General features: G+C 38.1%; 12 protein-coding genes, 1 tRNA gene and 1 riboswitch. Of the genes, 9 read left to right on the forward strand and 4 right to left on the reverse strand.

Annotated elements, in window-relative coordinates:
• Positions 1 to 93 precede the first annotated feature (93 nt).
• A riboswitch (TPP riboswitch) is annotated at positions 94 to 190 on the forward strand.
• 58 nt (positions 191 to 248) lie between these two features.
• Positions 249 to 2492 carry a TonB-dependent receptor gene (locus AAOP42_RS18590; RefSeq protein WP_349530079.1) on the forward strand — a complete coding sequence of 748 codons (2244 nt, stop codon included), beginning with the start codon at positions 249 to 251 and terminating at the stop codon, positions 2490 to 2492.
• Between the two features lie 46 nt (positions 2493 to 2538).
• Here the strand turns inward: AAOP42_RS18590 and AAOP42_RS18595 are convergent, their stop codons facing one another.
• Positions 2539 to 3333, reverse strand: a complete 795-nt coding sequence (locus tag AAOP42_RS18595; protein ID WP_349530080.1) for a 2OG-Fe(II) oxygenase family protein — start codon at positions 3331 to 3333, stop codon at positions 2539 to 2541.
• Positions 3334 to 3380: 47 nt separating this feature from the next.
• On the opposite strand from AAOP42_RS18595, the gene pnuC reads away from it, so the two are divergent.
• Complete coding sequence (pnuC, locus tag AAOP42_RS18600; protein WP_349530081.1) at positions 3381 to 3971, forward strand: nicotinamide riboside transporter PnuC; 591 nt, start codon at positions 3381 to 3383, stop codon at positions 3969 to 3971.
• A 352-nt stretch (positions 3972 to 4323) separates the two neighbouring features.
• Here pnuC and AAOP42_RS18605 read toward each other — a convergent pair whose 3' ends face one another.
• The 3 genes from AAOP42_RS18605 to AAOP42_RS18615 all read right to left on the reverse strand — a co-directional run bounded on the left by AAOP42_RS18605 (position 4324) and on the right by AAOP42_RS18615 (position 6702).
• Positions 4324 to 5676, reverse strand: coding sequence for a DEAD/DEAH box helicase (locus AAOP42_RS18605; protein WP_349530082.1), 1353 nt, complete (start codon positions 5674 to 5676; stop codon positions 4324 to 4326).
• Positions 5677 to 5794: 118 nt separating this feature from the next.
• Complete coding sequence (gene recR, locus AAOP42_RS18610) at positions 5795 to 6406, reverse strand: recombination mediator RecR (RefSeq protein WP_349530083.1); 612 nt, start codon at positions 6404 to 6406, stop codon at positions 5795 to 5797.
• Between the two features lie 14 nt (positions 6407 to 6420).
• A complete protein-coding gene (locus AAOP42_RS18615) occupies positions 6421 to 6702 on the reverse strand; it encodes an ATP-dependent Clp protease adaptor ClpS (protein ID WP_349530084.1) in 282 nt (93 codons plus the stop codon).
• 281 nt (positions 6703 to 6983) lie between these two features.
• Between AAOP42_RS18615 and AAOP42_RS18620 the strand changes: the two genes are divergently transcribed.
• From AAOP42_RS18620 to feoB, 7 genes are all read left to right on the forward strand, one after another.
• Positions 6984 to 7060, forward strand: a tRNA-Ala gene (locus AAOP42_RS18620).
• A gap of 338 nt (positions 7061 to 7398) precedes the next feature.
• On the forward strand, positions 7399 to 10302 hold the full coding sequence (gcvP, locus tag AAOP42_RS18625; RefSeq protein ID WP_349530085.1) for an aminomethyl-transferring glycine dehydrogenase: 2904 nt from the start codon (positions 7399 to 7401) through the stop codon (positions 10300 to 10302).
• Between the two features lie 176 nt (positions 10303 to 10478).
• The gene (locus AAOP42_RS18630; protein WP_349530086.1) at positions 10479 to 10829 is read left to right on the forward strand and encodes a T9SS type A sorting domain-containing protein; all 351 of its coding nucleotides are present in this window, start codon (positions 10479 to 10481) and stop codon (positions 10827 to 10829) included.
• Between the two features lie 177 nt (positions 10830 to 11006).
• Positions 11007 to 12431 (forward strand): sigma-54-dependent transcriptional regulator, encoded by a 1425-nt coding sequence (locus AAOP42_RS18635; RefSeq protein WP_349530087.1) that lies wholly within the window; start codon positions 11007 to 11009, stop codon positions 12429 to 12431.
• Entirely contained in the window at positions 12421 to 13800 is a 1380-nt protein-coding gene (locus tag AAOP42_RS18640) for a sensor histidine kinase (RefSeq protein ID WP_349530088.1), read from the forward strand. The genes AAOP42_RS18635 and AAOP42_RS18640 overlap by 11 nt, the downstream gene beginning before the upstream one ends.
• Before the next feature lie 123 nt (positions 13801 to 13923).
• A complete protein-coding gene (locus AAOP42_RS18645; RefSeq protein WP_349530089.1) occupies positions 13924 to 14142 on the forward strand; it encodes a FeoA family protein in 219 nt (72 codons plus the stop codon).
• Between the two features lie 10 nt (positions 14143 to 14152).
• Positions 14153 to 16273 (forward strand): ferrous iron transport protein B, encoded by a 2121-nt coding sequence (feoB, locus tag AAOP42_RS18650; RefSeq protein ID WP_349530090.1) that lies wholly within the window; start codon positions 14153 to 14155, stop codon positions 16271 to 16273.
• Positions 16274 to 16279: the final 6 nt, after the last annotated feature.

The raw sequence follows: 16279 nt of genomic DNA on the forward strand, positions 1-16279 counted from the left end.
TAGTTTTCCTCACATAACACTCGTAAGAAAAACCGAATTGATTTATCATTTGAATATTATGCTTTGAAATTAACATTTAACCTCTAACTTTGACCCATTATTAAGGGGTGCTCTATAAAACGGGCTGAGATTATACCCATTGAACCTGATCCGGGTAATGCCGGCGAAGGGAGGTATGGTAAAACTAAAAGACAGGGGTCGGCCCCTTGGTTTCTGTCATGTTTAACCAAATTATTACAAGTTTTTTTATGAAAAAGAATGTATTGCTGATATCAGCCGTTGCGCTGTTGTCACATGGACTGTTGGCGCAAACCAAACAACAGAAAGATTCCATTAAAACGATTGGTTTGAAAGAGATCATTGTATCTACTACTCGTGCCGGAGACAAAACTCCGGTAGCTTATTCAAATTTAAACAAGGAAGAAATTGAAACCCGGAATATTGGCCAGGATTTACCGTACCTGCTCAATTTCACTCCTTCTCTGGTTGCCACTTCCGATGCAGGTGCCGGCGTAGGTTATACAGGCATGCGCATCCGTGGTAGTGATGCATCCCGGGTGAACATTACCATCAACGGCATTCCTTTCAATGATCCGGAATCGCAGGGATCGTTTTTGGTAAACGTTCCTGACCTTTCTTCGTCAGTAAATTCAATCCAAATCCAACGAGGAGTGGGAACATCTACCAACGGATCAGGAGCTTTTGGTGCATCTGTCAATCTGGAAACCAGTGCTCCTTCTCAGGATGCTTTTGCCGAAATCAACAATTCTTTTGGTTCGTTTGGCACCAGAAAACACAATGTTATTTTGAATTCCGGATTGATAAATGACAAGTGGTCGTTTGAAGGCAGGCTTTCTAAAATAGCCTCGGATGGTTATGTGGACAGGTCAGCTTCTAACCTCAAATCATACTATTTATCCGGCTCTTACCTTGCAAATAAAACCACCATTAAAGCATTGGTTTTTGGAGGAAAAGAAATCACTCATCAGGCATGGTATGGCACTCCGGAGGCAATATTGAACAATGATGCCGATGGTATAGAAGCGGTGATTGCAAACAACGGCGTAACAGAAGAACAAGCCAACAACATGAGAAATGATGGCCGGACTTTCAACTGGTACACTTACGAAAACGAGGTGGACGATTACACACAAGATCATTATCAATTGCACCTTAATCAGGAAATAAGTGACAAATGGTCGTTAAATCTATCAGGACATTATACCTATGGACGAGGATACTTCGAACAGTTTAAAAATGATGATAATTTCTCGGACTATGGTTTGGACAACATTACTGTTGGTTCTGAAACCATCGAATCTTCGGACATTATTCGCAGAAGATGGTTGGACAATGATTTTTATGGCTTTACCTACGGACTAAACTTTAATACCTCAAAATTAAGCACCATACTCGGTGGCGGATATCATTACTTTTCGGGCGATCATTTTGGAGAAATAATATGGGCGCAATATGCAGCCAATATGAGCCTTGGTGACCGATATTATGACAATGTAGGTGTGAAAAAAGACTTTAATACTTTCCTTAAAGCCAATTACCAAATCAATGATAAATTCAATCTGTTTGGAGACCTCCAGCTAAGAAAGGTAAATTATCATACTGTTGGCATAGATAGTGATCAAAGGGTTATCGCTACCGGAGATAATTACTCTTTTTTCAACCCAAAATTTGGATTGACTTATCAGCTAAGTGACAATGCCAATTTGTATGCTTCATACGCCATTAGCAACAGAGAGCCTGAGAGAAATGATTTTATTGACAATTCTGAACTGCCAAAACATGAAAGCATGAGAGATCTGGAAGTAGGTTATAAAAGGAACACAAAAAACTATGCAGTAGAATTGAATTTTTACAACATGAGCTACGACAATCAGCTGGTATTGACCGGAGCACTCAATGATGTGGGCAGCAATGTCCGTACTAATGTGGCCAAAAGCTACCGCAGAGGAATAGAGTTGAATGGAGGAATAAAGTTGAGCCAACAGTTTGACTGGAATGCAAATGTTACTTTCAGCCAAAACAAGATTGAAAACTTCACGGAAGTGCTTTATGACTATGGTGCCGCATGGGATGAATACAATGTGGTTGAAAACGGGTACAAGGATTCTGATATCGCTTTTTCACCAAACGTAATTGCAGGATCCAATTTCAGCTATTCCCCAATTGAGGCGTTTAAGATATCGTTGCTATCAAAATATGTAGGCAAGCAATATCTGGACAATACATCAAACGATGACAGAACAATAGATGCATATTTTGTAAATAATCTTCAGTTTACCTTCAATTTCAAAACAAAATTGATCAAAGACATAGGACTTAACTTGTTGGTAAACAACCTACTGGATTATGAGTATGAGTCTAATGGATATACCTTTGGATATTCTGCCGGATCAGATTATGTAGTACGTGAGAATTATCTTTACCCTCAGGCTGGTAGAAATTTCCTGCTGGCATTGAAGTTAAGATTCTAAAATAAATAAATCAGGTCTGATGCACCTTTCATCAGGCCTGATTTTTCTAGAACAGTTGGAGGTATTTTTCGAAGTAAGCCTTACCAGAAATTTTGTCATTTCCTGCAATAGAAAGTTGAACGTCTGGAAACGGTAAAGAGAAAAAAGCAAAGGAAAAACGTTCCGAATTTCTGTTTTCTGAAAGTCTTACCCGATGGTTAAGGGCTTTGATTTTACCATCAGTAGCTAATTCCATGAGATACCCTGAAAAACCAACGATGTGATCTGTTGGAGTCATGGTTTTCCATGAGCCATCAGCCGTTTGATATTCCAAATCTCCATCTACTCCAAAAGGAAATATAGTGAGCAGGGATACATCGGGATGGGCTGATAATCGGGTGTTTTCTGCGGCGGAATGACGGAATTGCGTTTGAGCGGGGTAATAGTTGCAAGAAACCATGTGACCCATGTCCGAATGGATTTCTTTGATATTGGAATTATTTATTACTGAAATTATTTTCCGTTCGAGTTTGAAAATACATGTCAAGAGTTCTTTCCATTCTTGTTCCAAAAACGGAGAGAATTCCATAGGGTATTTTTCTTTTGGAAAAAAGTTCGAGAAAACGAAGGTTTCCAGCAGATCATCATAAGCCTGGTTACTGCTGTCTTTTTGACCATAATAGGAGTATCCATCGAATGCATAACCATAGTGTTTTTGAAGGTGTTTTTTTCGATATTCTTCTTTTTGGCTTAAAAATGTACGGAAACAACTTTTGAGCACATGATTGGAAAAAGCAGGTATATTGGTTTTGAAAATACCATCCTCTATCATGACTTTCACCTCTTCACTGATTTGATTCATGAGGCTAAATTATAATAAAGTTGAAAACCATTTAAATAAAGAAAACATTGACTTTTGACCTGACGACAAATAAGATCCTCGAAATATTAGGAATAAGCTTAAGCCTGGCTTACTCAGTAGGATTGATGTTTCAAAAAAAATGGGGGTGGCCGCTCGGGATTATAGGCTCATTCATCAGCATTTTCCTTTTCATAGATGTAAAACTGTACTCAGAAGCAATTTTGTACGGCTTCTATGTTCTTTTTGGTTTTTACGGTTGGTACAATTGGTCCAAAGGAAAAGGACAATCCGAACTAAAAGTAATTGTAAAAGGAGCAATATGGCATGTCTTGTTTTTTGCTATGGGAATAGTAGGGTCACTTGGCTTAGGATATTTCTTTCAATCCACTACTGATGCCAACAATCCATTCGAAGATGCCTTTTCAACCACTTTTAGTTTTATCGCTACTTACTTCGAAACTCAAAAAATATTATCCAGCTGGTTGTACTGGATGGTATTGAATGCTTTTTCGGTTTACCTTTATTACATCAGAGGATTGGAAATCTATGGCTCTTTAATGATTGTTTATTTCGCTCTTTCCATTTGGGGATTTCTGGAGTGGCGAAAGAGCTATCGGGCCTCATTAGAAGTGACGTAGAGTAAAAACTATTTTACAAAAGATGAAATACTCTTTCAAAAATTAACTCCTTATAGTCAGACATGATTAGCTTCGGTAGTATTAAGAAGGTGTTTTGAGATCTTTCGCTAAGCTCAAGATGACAACACCAACACAAGAGCAAAACACAAAAATTTCCTTGTCATTCTGAACGCAGTGAAGAATCTTTTACTGGAAACCAAAGTCATTAACTTAACAGTCTTCAACTTCATGATTTTGTGTCTTCTAAAATCATTGTTCCAACCCGTGAGGATATAGAACGGGGCGAGATAGAGATTTTGTTTTAAATTTGTAATGTTATGTGTTTTTCTAATAGGTCAAAAAAACAGAACACCTACCATTTCTTTTTAGACTTGTTTTGGTTTTTGTCTCCTCGTCTTTGAGGTTTTTTATACTTTTTGGCCAACTTTATCTTGTAGGATCCTCCGAGATTCTCTTTCCGGTTCTTTTCCTTTTTTTCCTCATCTACCGGAGCAGGGTTCTTTTTTTTCAAATTTCGGTTGTAATTACTTTCCGCTATTTTAGGCCTTTCTTCCGGAATCAATTCATTGGATATTTCAACCTCCTCCGGAAATGCAACCTGTGGAATTTGATATGACATCAAACCTTCTATAGCCGCTTTATATTCTCCTTCCTTTTCAGTGTAAAACAATATGGTTTTACCTGCCTGCTCTGCTCTACCAGTCCTTCCTATTCGGTGCATATAGTTTTCAGGATAATTGGGCGCATCGAAATTGATAACGTGTGAAATCTTATCCAAATCCAACCCACGAGCGATTACATCTGTAGCGATCAGTATTCTTTTCGCTCCTTCTTCAAACTCCTGAACAGATCGTATCCGATAGTTTTGAGATTTGTTGGAGTGAATGATACACATCGACAATCCATAGACCTCCTCCAAAGAATTGAAAAGCCGGTCTGCTATGCTTTTATTGGAAACAAAAACCAATACTTTGCTGAACTCTTTCCTATCTGAGAGCAGGTGAATCAGCAAATTGGCTTTAGTATGAAAATTCTTAACCGGATAACATTGCTGGGATATATTATCTAAAGGTGTACCACTGACTGCAATAGATATCTTTTCCGGTAACGTAAAAAAATCATCAATCAAAGCATCTACTTCCCCGGTCATTGTTGCTGAGAACATGATGTTTTGCCTGCGATCCGGCAACAGGTCAAAGATATTTGTCAGTTGAGAACGAAAGCCCAAATCCAACATCACATCTACTTCGTCTATCACCAATTTATTAATATCCCTAAGTAGCAATGCCTTGCTCACTGCCAAGTCATATAACCTGCCGGGAGTAGCCACTATTATGTCCTGCCCTTCCGCTATTTTTTGCTTTTGGATGGTAATGTTAGACTCTCCATATACACCAAGTACACGAACAGTAGCATATTTTGTAAAGGTTTCAATATTCGCCACCAACTGATCTACCAGTTCTCGCGTCGGTACCATCACTAAAATTCTGGGAGTTGTTTGCTTCGAAAATTTTAATTGCTGTAAGAGCGGAAGCATATATGCTAAGGTCTTTCCGGTACCTGTCTGTGCAATACCCACCACATCTTTACCCGAAAGTACAACGGAGAACGCTTCTTCTTGTATCGGTGTGGGGCTCTCAAAACCTAAGTCCTCAATGGCATTGAGTAATTGTCTCGACAGGTTGAAATTTTCAAAAGCATTCATTCAAAAAACATTTCTGCAAAAGTAGGTATATAATTGATAGGGGAAATGTGGTTTGGTTTTAGAAATTAGAACTCGGGGGAAAAGTGCTAACTCCAAAACTTTATATATAGAAAGAAAACTACTCCGTTTTATAGATCGTACGAGTCACGATACTTCGACCCAAGGTCACTTCATCAGCATATTCCAGTTCTCCCCCCATTGGGATTCCACGGGCGATAGATGAAACTTTTACGTCAAGACCTTCCAGTTTTCTAGAAATATAAAAAGCCGTGGTATCTCCTTCCATAGTAGGGCTAAGGGCAAAAATTACTTCCTGGATTTCTCCATCACTTTCTTTTATTCTTTTGATTAGTGTCTCAATATGCAAATCCTCTGGACCAAATCCGTCAATCGGAGAAATGATTCCTCCCAGTACATGAAACAACCCACTGAATTGCCCGGTGTTCTTTACCGCAATTACATCAGGAGTATCTTCTACAACGCAAATAATAGACAAATCTCTATTGATTGTCCTGCAAGTACAATCAGTGGTGTGGGAAATGATATGGCAAGTATTACAGTACTTAGTGTCTTTTCTTAGTTTTATCAATGCCTCAGACAACTGTTCTGTGGTAGATTCATTCTGTTTTAACAGATGCAAAGCCAGACGAAGTGCTGTCTTTTTACCAATGCCGGGAAGCTTTGAAATTTCCCTTACTGCCTCCTCTACCAACTCACTCGGAAATTCCATAAAAACCGAAAGGATTAAACTATAGTTGCATTGATGCCTGCATTGGTAATCCCTTCTTTCATTGGCTTCAAAAAAGAATAGGAACCTTCTTTGACCTTACATTTACCCTTGAAATGAATAAGCCAGGTACACTGCTCTGCCTGCATTTTTTCATGTTTGCACACTTTAATCAGCGTATTGGTCACATGGTCAAACGTGTTAAAATCATCATTAAATACGACAAGCCCTTTACCTTCTTCGGTCTCTTGATCCTCCAGTACTTCAACGAGCTCTTCTTCTTGATACTCAAAAGCCATAATTGAATTTATTGATTTGGGCTACAAAATTAACAATTTTTGCTTTAATTGAGAGCATTAACGATGCTTTTCACAAGAGTATCTATATTTCTCTGCTAAAAGGCTTTGTGTGTTTCTATTCTGTGATCGAAGAGAAATCTGTTTTGTCATTTCTGCTAAGGCAGAAATCTCATTACGGAGTGTTGCTTTGAAAACGGAGTGTTGCTTTGAAATAAGAATTCTGACGATTCTCTTTGTAGTTTAGTTAAATGGACAAATATTTGCGCCCGTTAAAATCAAAAGGGGAATTAGCTCAGTTGGCTAGAGCGCTTGGCTGGCAGCCAAGAGGTCATCGGTTCGAATCCGATATTCTCCACCATAGAAAAGCACCTCGATTGAGGTGCTTTTTTTGTTGCTATAATTCGAATAGATTTTACTAAAATGTTTTATGTTGATTGGTTAATAATAAAAAACCTGTAGGATCAAACATATTTCCGGGGATTATCTGAATAAAGTATAATTTATACCAACAAAAAAACTGTTGGAATCCTTATTGTTGAATTGTTTTACCAGAAAGCATACTTGCTTATTGACACTATTCTACCCTACTTGATGCATTTCAGATAATTTGGTTCTAATTATTCTACCATTTCGATTTAGATTTGCGTGATTTTAGAAAAGAGTATTAATGGCTCACGCTAAACAAACTAAATGAGGATGACTGTTGATTTAAACAAGAGGATTGAATTCCAATCCAGACATATTGGTCCAGGAGAAAAAGAAAGACAACTTATGCTGGACTCCATAGGAGTAAGCACACTGGATGAGCTAATTGAGCAAACTATACCTGACAAGATAAGGTTATCGTCAAAACTCAATCTTCCAAAGCCCGTTAATGAGTTTCGTTTTCTTCAATCATTCAAAGAAATTACAACTAAAAACAAGGTTTACAATTCGTTTCTTGGCATGGGTTATTACGGTTGTGTCGTTCCTTTAGTCATCCAAAGAAATATATTAGAAAATCCGGGATGGTACACCGCATACACTCCTTACCAAGCTGAAATAGCTCAGGGCAGGTTGGAAGCACTAGTGAATTTTCAAACTATGGTTTCTGACCTTACGGGGATGGAAATTGCCAATGCGTCGTTGCTGGATGAAGGCACGGCTGCTGCTGAGGCAATGTCCATGCTGTATAGTTTAAGAAAAAAAGAAAAGAAAAGTGCCAACAAATACTTCATCGATCAAAATATCTTTCCTCAAACATTATCGGTCTTAACCACTCGTGCCAAGCCAATGGGGATAGAGTTAGAAGTAGGAGACCTTAGTAAGATAAACTTATCTGATTCAGAATTATTCGGTTTGTTTGTTCAGTACCCTAACTCTGACGGAGCGGTTTGTGATCATTCCGAACTGATAAAAAATGCTAAAGCCAATAATATTGCTGTTACCGTTGCTGCTGATTTATTAAGCCTTACATTACTTACACCTCCGGGAGAAATGGGAGCAGATGTTGTAGTAGGTACAACCCAAAGATTAGGAGTTCCAAGAGGTTTTGGAGGGCCACATGCTGCTTATTTTGCCACAAGTGACACAAACAAAAGGCAGATCCCGGGTAGAGTTATAGGTGTATCGATTGATGCCAATGGTAACAAAGCCTATCGAATGGCACTTCAGACAAGAGAGCAGCACATTCGTAGAGAAAAAGCCACTTCAAACATTTGTACCGCTCAGGTATTGTTGGCAGTAATAGCCGGAATGTATGCCGTATATCATGGCCCTCAAGGACTTAAGCAAATTGCTTCAAGAATTCACGGGTTAGCTAAACTTACCACTGATGCTCTTGCCGAATTGGGTTTTGCGCAGTTGAATGATGTTTTCTTCGATACCATAAAAATCCAACTTGAGTCGGAAGTCCAAAAGCAACAGCTACATAAAATTGCAGAAAGCAAAGAAATAAATCTCCGGTATTTTGAAAATCAGTGTGTTGGTATTTCATTTGATGAAATTCACGAAGTAAAAGATGCATTAGATATCATTGAGATTTTTGAAGCACTATCCGGTAATAACATTAGTAAAGATAATATTGCGAAAAAGGCTGAAACAATTGAAATTTCTTTCCCTTCGTCGATCGCAAGAAAGTCTGATTTTTTGACACACGCTGTGTTTCAAAATTTTCATTCAGAGCATGAATTACTCCGATATTTAAAAAGGCTGGAAAACAAAGATTTGTCATTAACACATTCTATGATTTCCCTGGGTTCATGCACTATGAAACTGAATGCAACAGCTGAAATGATTCCCATTACCTGGCCGGAATTGTCCTTTATGCACCCGTTTGCACCAATAGATCAAACCCAAGGGTATATGGAGATGATTGCCCAACTGAGTGAATGGCTGTCCGAAATTACCGGTTTTCATTCCACTTCCTTACAACCAAACTCCGGTGCACAAGGAGAATATGCCGGATTGATGGTGATTAAAGCTTACCATGAAAGCCGAGGAGAAGGTCACCGTAATATTACCATTATACCGTCTTCAGCGCACGGCACAAATCCTGCCAGTGCTGTAATGGCAGGGAATGCAGTGATCATTACTGCATGTGATGAGTTCGGTAATATAGATGTTGAAGACCTTAGAAATAAAGCCATAGAATATAAAGACAATCTTTCCTCTTTGATGGTAACTTACCCCTCTACACATGGTGTATTTGAAGAAAGTATTATAGAAATATGTAACATTATCCATGAAAATGGAGGTCAGGTTTATATGGACGGGGCAAACATGAATGCTCAGGTAGGACTCACCAGCCCCGCAATGATTGGAGCAGATGTATGCCATCTAAATCTACACAAAACATTTTGTATTCCGCATGGTGGAGGTGGACCGGGAGTAGGTCCAATCGGTGTAGCTGAGCATCTGTCCCCATTCTTACCTGGAAATCCTGTAATAAAATCTGGTGGAAATCAGGCAATCTCAGCCATATCATCTGCACCTTACGGCAGTGCAGGCATTCTGGCCATACCCTACGCATATATAGCAATGATGGGAGCAGAAGGATTAACCAACGCAACCAAAACTGCTATTCTCAATGCCAACTACCTTAAGTCCCGTTTAGAAGGAGAATTCAAAATCTTGTACTCCGGGAAAAATGGAAGATGCGCTCATGAAATGATAGTAGATTGCAGGGAGTTTAAATCTGTCGGAATAGAGGTGGAAGACATAGCAAAAAGATTGATGGATTACGGTTATCACGCCCCCACCGTTTCCTTTCCGGTAGCAGGTACGTTGATGATAGAGCCAACAGAAAGCGAAACCAAAGAAGAAATAGACAGGTTTTGTGACACTCTACTCAATATAAAAGCAGAAATAGACGAAGTGGCTCGTGGAGAATATGATGCTTCTAACAATGTGTTGAAAAATGCTCCTCACACTTCAACAGTAGCTATCTCTGATAATTGGGATTACCCTTATAAAAGAGAAAAAGCCATTTATCCCCTGCCTTTCGTGAGAGCCAACAAATTTTGGCCTTCTGTAGGAAGAGTGGACAATGCTTATGGAGATCGGAATCTTTATTGTAGTTGTATTCCTGTTGAAGATTATCAGGAAAAGGAATTGGTTTAAATAATTTCTCAAATATTCTGAGCAACCTTTTGATGAAAAGTTACATTTAGAATAAAAAGAAATCTTTTATTCTATAAATCACCTTTTTGGCAAGATTTTGGATAAACGTATTTTCTAACTATTTATTACAAATGTCGCTTTCTACTATATTATTTCTTTTAACATTCCCTTTCAATATGGGAGCCACCCCAAGCGACAGCTTAGCGGAAAAGTCATCTTCCAGCATTGGAAACCCTTTCGACGTAGAAAGAAAAATTAGCTATAAAAAAGGTATATTGAACAACAGGCTTGATTACCAATTACTGCATGGAAAAAAAGGGAAGTTCATTCTCAAATTCACCAACAAACCTCAACATAGCATTGATATTAAGATTTACGATGTAATAGGCAATCTCATTAAGACGGATAGAATATTACAAGAAGAAGGTGACGAAAAGGAATACGATTTTTCTGATCGGGAAACCAAAATCTACGTGGTAAAAGTCAGCTCTGAAGAAGAAAACATAGTGAAAAAAATCAATATCTGAGATTTAGATTCATAGACTTCTTCTGTTTTCCAATTATTATCCTCATCAGATTCATAAAGTAATTCTTTTCCATTAAATTGTGTTCGAATATGATACACTCTGTGGTTCATTTTTGTTCACAAGTGATGCGTCAAAATAGCCTATTATTAGCTTAACACTTTCTAAAGTAAGATTTTGATGGTTGGCATCATATCTGATAGCCCCTTAATAAAAATAGATTTCGTGGAAAAAGAATTAGGAAACATATTAATAATCGATGATGATGAAGACGTGCTCTTCGCCGCTAAGATGCTACTTAAAAAGTATGCTCAGAATGTCATTATAGAAAAAGATCCAAGGAAAATACCTTTCCTGATGAACAATGGCTCTTATGATGTAATTCTTTTGGATATGAATTTCAGTAAGGACATTACCAGTGGCAAAGAAGGTTTTTACTGGCTGCAACAAATTTTGGAGCGGGATCCAAAAGCAGTTGTCATCCTCATCACAGCTTTTGGAGATGTAGAAATGGCTGTAAAAGCACTTAAAGAAGGTGCTACAGACTTTGTTTTGAAACCATGGCAGAATGAGAAACTCATTGCCACACTATCTACGGCCTCCAAGCTGAAAAAATCTTACCAGGAAGTTGATACTTTAAAAACTGCTAAAAAACAACTTGAGCATGACCTCAACCAACCATTTAAAGATATAATAGGGGAAAGCGAAGCAATCAAGAATGTTTTTAAAATAATAGATAAAGTTGCAAAGACCGATGCTAATGTTTTAATCCTTGGTGAAAATGGTACAGGAAAAGAATTGGTTGCCAGAGCTATTCACCAACGCTCCTTGCGAAAAGACAATGTGTTTGTGGGAGTAGATATGGGAGCTATTACAGAGACTCTGTTTGAGAGTGAGCTCTTTGGGCACAAAAAAGGATCTTTTACCGATGCTAAAGAAGACCGGGCAGGTCGATTTGAAGTAGCCCATAAAGGGAGTTTATTTTTAGACGAAATCGGCAATCTAAATCTGCCTCTACAGTCTAAGCTTCTTACAGCCATTCAGTCAAGAGAAGTAACAAGGATAGGATCCAATAAATCCATGACCGTTGATATCAGGTTAATTTGTGCTACCAATATGCACTTACATGAAATGGTAGAACAAAATACTTTTCGACAAGATTTGGTATATAGGATAAACACCGTAGAAATACACCTGCCGGCACTAAGAGAACGAACAGAGGACATCCCTTTATTGGCAAACCATTTTGTAAATATATATAGTGCCAAATACAGAAAATCCATAAAAAAGTTTGCTGTAGCTACAATGAAAAAGTTGCAAAAATACCGATGGCCTGGAAACATAAGGGAGTTGCAACATGCCATCGAGCGAGCGGTAATTATGAGTGACAATTCAAGCCTGACTCCTGAAGATTTCTTCTTTCTCTCTGACAAACCGGGCAATTCGTCCGAAGAATCTGAGAACACTTTCAATCTTGACGAGGTAGAACGAAATGTAATTCAAAAAGCAATAGACCGCAATGGTGGCAACATTTCAAAAGCAGCTAAGGAATTGGGGCTAACCAGAGCCTCTCTGTATAGAAGGCTGGAAAAACATGGAATTTAATAATTTCAAAGTCAATCTTGTAGTAAGGATCACTTTACTCATTTTCACAATAGTTTTGTTGGTCAATACCTTCTATACCAATTCTTATACCCTTACACAAATCCTGTTATTCGTTGCTCTTGGATTTGAGGTTCAACTTCTTATTAAATTTTTGGATAAAACAAATCAGGAGCTTTCAGGTTTTCTAAACTCAATAAAATACGACGATTTCTCGCATACTTATACTACGAAAAAAACTGGGACTTCTCAGGATCAGTTGTACGAAGAGTTCAACAATGTAATCAAGAAATTTCGTCAAATAAGGGCTGAAAAAGAAGCTCAACATCAATATTTGCGTACCATTGTACATCACGTGGCTATTGGTATTATCACATTTGATAAAACAGGAGAAGTACAAATCATCAACGCTGCGGCTAAAAATCTTCTGAATGTTGACATTTTGAAAAATATCAACCAGTTAAGAGAACTGAATGAAAATTTAGTAGCCAGTCTATTTGACTTGCAGACCGGGGGCAGGGACTTGATAAAAATAGAAAAGGATGGAGAAGAAGTCCAGCTTTCTATTTACGCCATCCAACTGGTTCAAATGAACAAAGAGTTTAAATTGATTTCCATCCAAAATATCAAAAGTGAATTGGATGAAAAAGAAATGGATGCATGGCAAAATCTGATTCGTGTCTTAACTCATGAAATAATGAATTCTGTAACACCTATTTCTTCTTTAGCTGCTACAGTTGAGACTGAGTTAGAAACTCAGTTGAAAGGGGGACTGGAAATAAGCAACATCAGCAGTGATGATGTTCAGGATTTTTATATGGCCGTCAAAACCATTCACAACAGAAGTGAGGGGCTTATAAAATTCGTTAGTGACTTCAGAAACCTTACCAGAATTCCAATTCCAAATCTGGAAAAAGTGGGAGTACGCACTTTAATTGATCATATCATCAACCTCATGAAATATGAGATAGAGAAAGAACACATTTGTTTGGAAACTAAAATACTCCCGGAAGACTTAGCCATTTGTGCCGATAAAGAACAAATCGAACAAGTGCTGATTAATTTAGTGAAAAATGCGATTCATGCTCTTGGAACCGAAGATGAAAAAAAAGAAGGCAAAATCCTGAGCATAAATGCTTTTGTAAATGAAGATGGTAAAACCCATATTAGCATCAGAGACAATGGATCAGGAATAGAAGAAGAGGCTCTTCATAAAATTTTTATTCCATTTTTTACTACTAAAAAATCAGGATCCGGCATAGGACTCAGTTTGTCCAAGCAAATAATGAGAAAACACAATGGGGTCATTTCTGTTCATTCGGAAATCAATAAAGGAACTGAATTTGTCTTAAAGTTTAAAAAACAAACCTAATTGGCTATCCGTCTGATAAATATCAGTATATATCCCGACTATTGATAATATTTTCAGCTTGCACGAGACTATTAAAACTACTACTTTTACCACTTATTTATAATTAATCTAAATAAAGGTGATATGCGTTCGTTGGCAGAACTGAAACCAGGTGAAATAGGAGTAGTAAAGAGCTTTAATGATGAATATTTGTCATTAAAGCTACTTGAAATGGGGGTGCTACCTGGCACAGAAGTAGAAATGAAATTTGCTGCTCCATTTGGCGATCCTATCTGCATCCGCGTATCAGGCTATAACCTTTCTCTTCGCCTGGATGAAGCTAAAACTATCTCGCTGACGTAAAAAAGAATTCATGAGTGAGAAAAAGCAGGGCCTGAAAATAGCACTTGTCGGCAATCCTAATGCAGGTAAAACATCACTATTTAACCAGTTAACTGGTTTAAAGCAGAAGGTAGGAAACTTCCCAGGGGTAACAATGGACAAAAATTTCGGTTTTTTCAAACTCCCTGATGGCAATTCCTCTATTATTATTGACCTGCCGGGTACCTACAGCATCTATCCCCGGTCTATGGATGAGCGGGTAGTATTTGATGTTCTGAGTGACAGCACTTCAGAAGACTATCCCGATATCATTATTGTGATTGTTGACGCTTCAAGCTTAGAAAGAAACCTGCTCCTTTTTACAGAAGTCATGGATTTGGGTATTCCTACCATCCTCGCATTGAATATGGTGGAAGTAGCCAAAAAAGAAAATAAAAGCATAAGCGTAAAAGCTCTGGAAAAAGAGTTTGAAACAAAAGTAGTTTCGATCAACGCCAGGCAAGGATTGGGTATAGAGAAATTGAAAAAGGCATTGACAGAAGAAATTAACAAACCGTCAAAAGCTTTTTTTGAAGCCACAAGCTTGTCTCCTGAAATCATTCCAGTCATTAAAGACAAGTTTAATCTGGAAAATGATTACCTGGCTTATCAATATGCCCAACAAACTTATAGCAAACAGTTTTTATCCAACGACGAAAAAAGATTCATTGCTGATGCCAAGGTAAAATACAACTTTTGTGACAGGCAGTTTCAGACACGAGAAACGGTAGAACGGTATCAAAAAATTCGTGAAAAATTAAAATCCGTTGTTGTTGACAATGGCATGGATTCCAATGAAACCAGATCAAACAAACTTGATAGAATCCTGACGCACAAGATCTATGGTTATTTGATCTTTATGGTTATCCTATTCTTATTATTTCAAACTATATTCAAATGGGCAGAACCATTCATGGATATGATTGATTACGGATTTGCCCAGCTGAGCTTTTTCACCAGACAATATTTACCGGAAGGAGCCCTCACCAACTTAATTGCCGAAGGCATAATCCCCGGTCTTGGAGGTGTATTGATATTTATTCCTCAAATCGCATTGCTTTTTTGTTTTATATCCATACTCGAAGAGTCAGGATATATGGCACGAGTCGTTTTCCTTATGGACAAAATCATGAGACGTTTTGGGCTCAATGGCAAAAGTGTGGTACCTCTAATATCAGGAGTAGCATGTGCCATTCCTGCAATTATGGCAACCAGAAATATTGAAAGCTGGAAGGACAGGTTGATTACCATTTTTGTGACCCCATTTATGAGTTGCTCTGCCCGGCTTCCGGTTTATGCTATTTTGATAGCACTGGTTGTTCCCAATAGAAATGTGCTGGGCTTTTTCAATTTACAAGGTGTGGTGTTGATGGGCATGTATCTGTTGGGTTTTTTAGCCGCTATATTATCCGCATTGGCAATGAAATATATTCTGAAAGCCAAAGACAGAAGTTATTTCATAATGGAACTACCCATTTACCGATGGCCCAAGTGGAAAAATGTGTGGTACACTATTTTTGGAAAAAGTAAAACTTTCGTTCTCGAAGCGGGTAAAATCATTTTGGCCATTTCCATTATTTTGTGGGTGCTTGCTTCATATGGACCAGGTGAAAAATTCAATAACGCAGAGGAGATTGTAAAAACAGAAATGCAAATCAACCATATTGATGACACTGAATACGAAAACCTGCTCTCTGCACACAAGCTTGAATATTCTTATGCGGGAATTCTAGGGAAATCTATCGAACCAGCTATTCGCCCACTTGGTTATGACTGGAAAATTGGTATTGCATTAATTACCTCGTTTGCAGCACGCGAAGTTTTTGTCGGTACCATAGCTACTATATACAGTGTGGGTGCAGATGTAGAAGACGAATCCACTATCAAAGACAAACTTAGAGCAGAAATCAACCCTAAAACTGGTAAACCGATGTACTCTCTTGCACTTGGTGTATCCCTACTTATCTTTTATGCGTTTGCAATGCAATGTATGAGTACCCTGGCAGTAGTTTATCGGGAAACAAAAACATGGAAATGGCCGATTCTACAGTTAATTTACATGTCGGGCGTGGCATACTTAGGAGCATTAATAGCATATCAGTTGCTCAAATAAAAGATC

The organism is Reichenbachiella sp. MALMAid0571 (assembly GCF_040151475.1).
GTDB lineage: Bacteria > Bacteroidota > Bacteroidia > Cytophagales > Cyclobacteriaceae > CAXBNB01.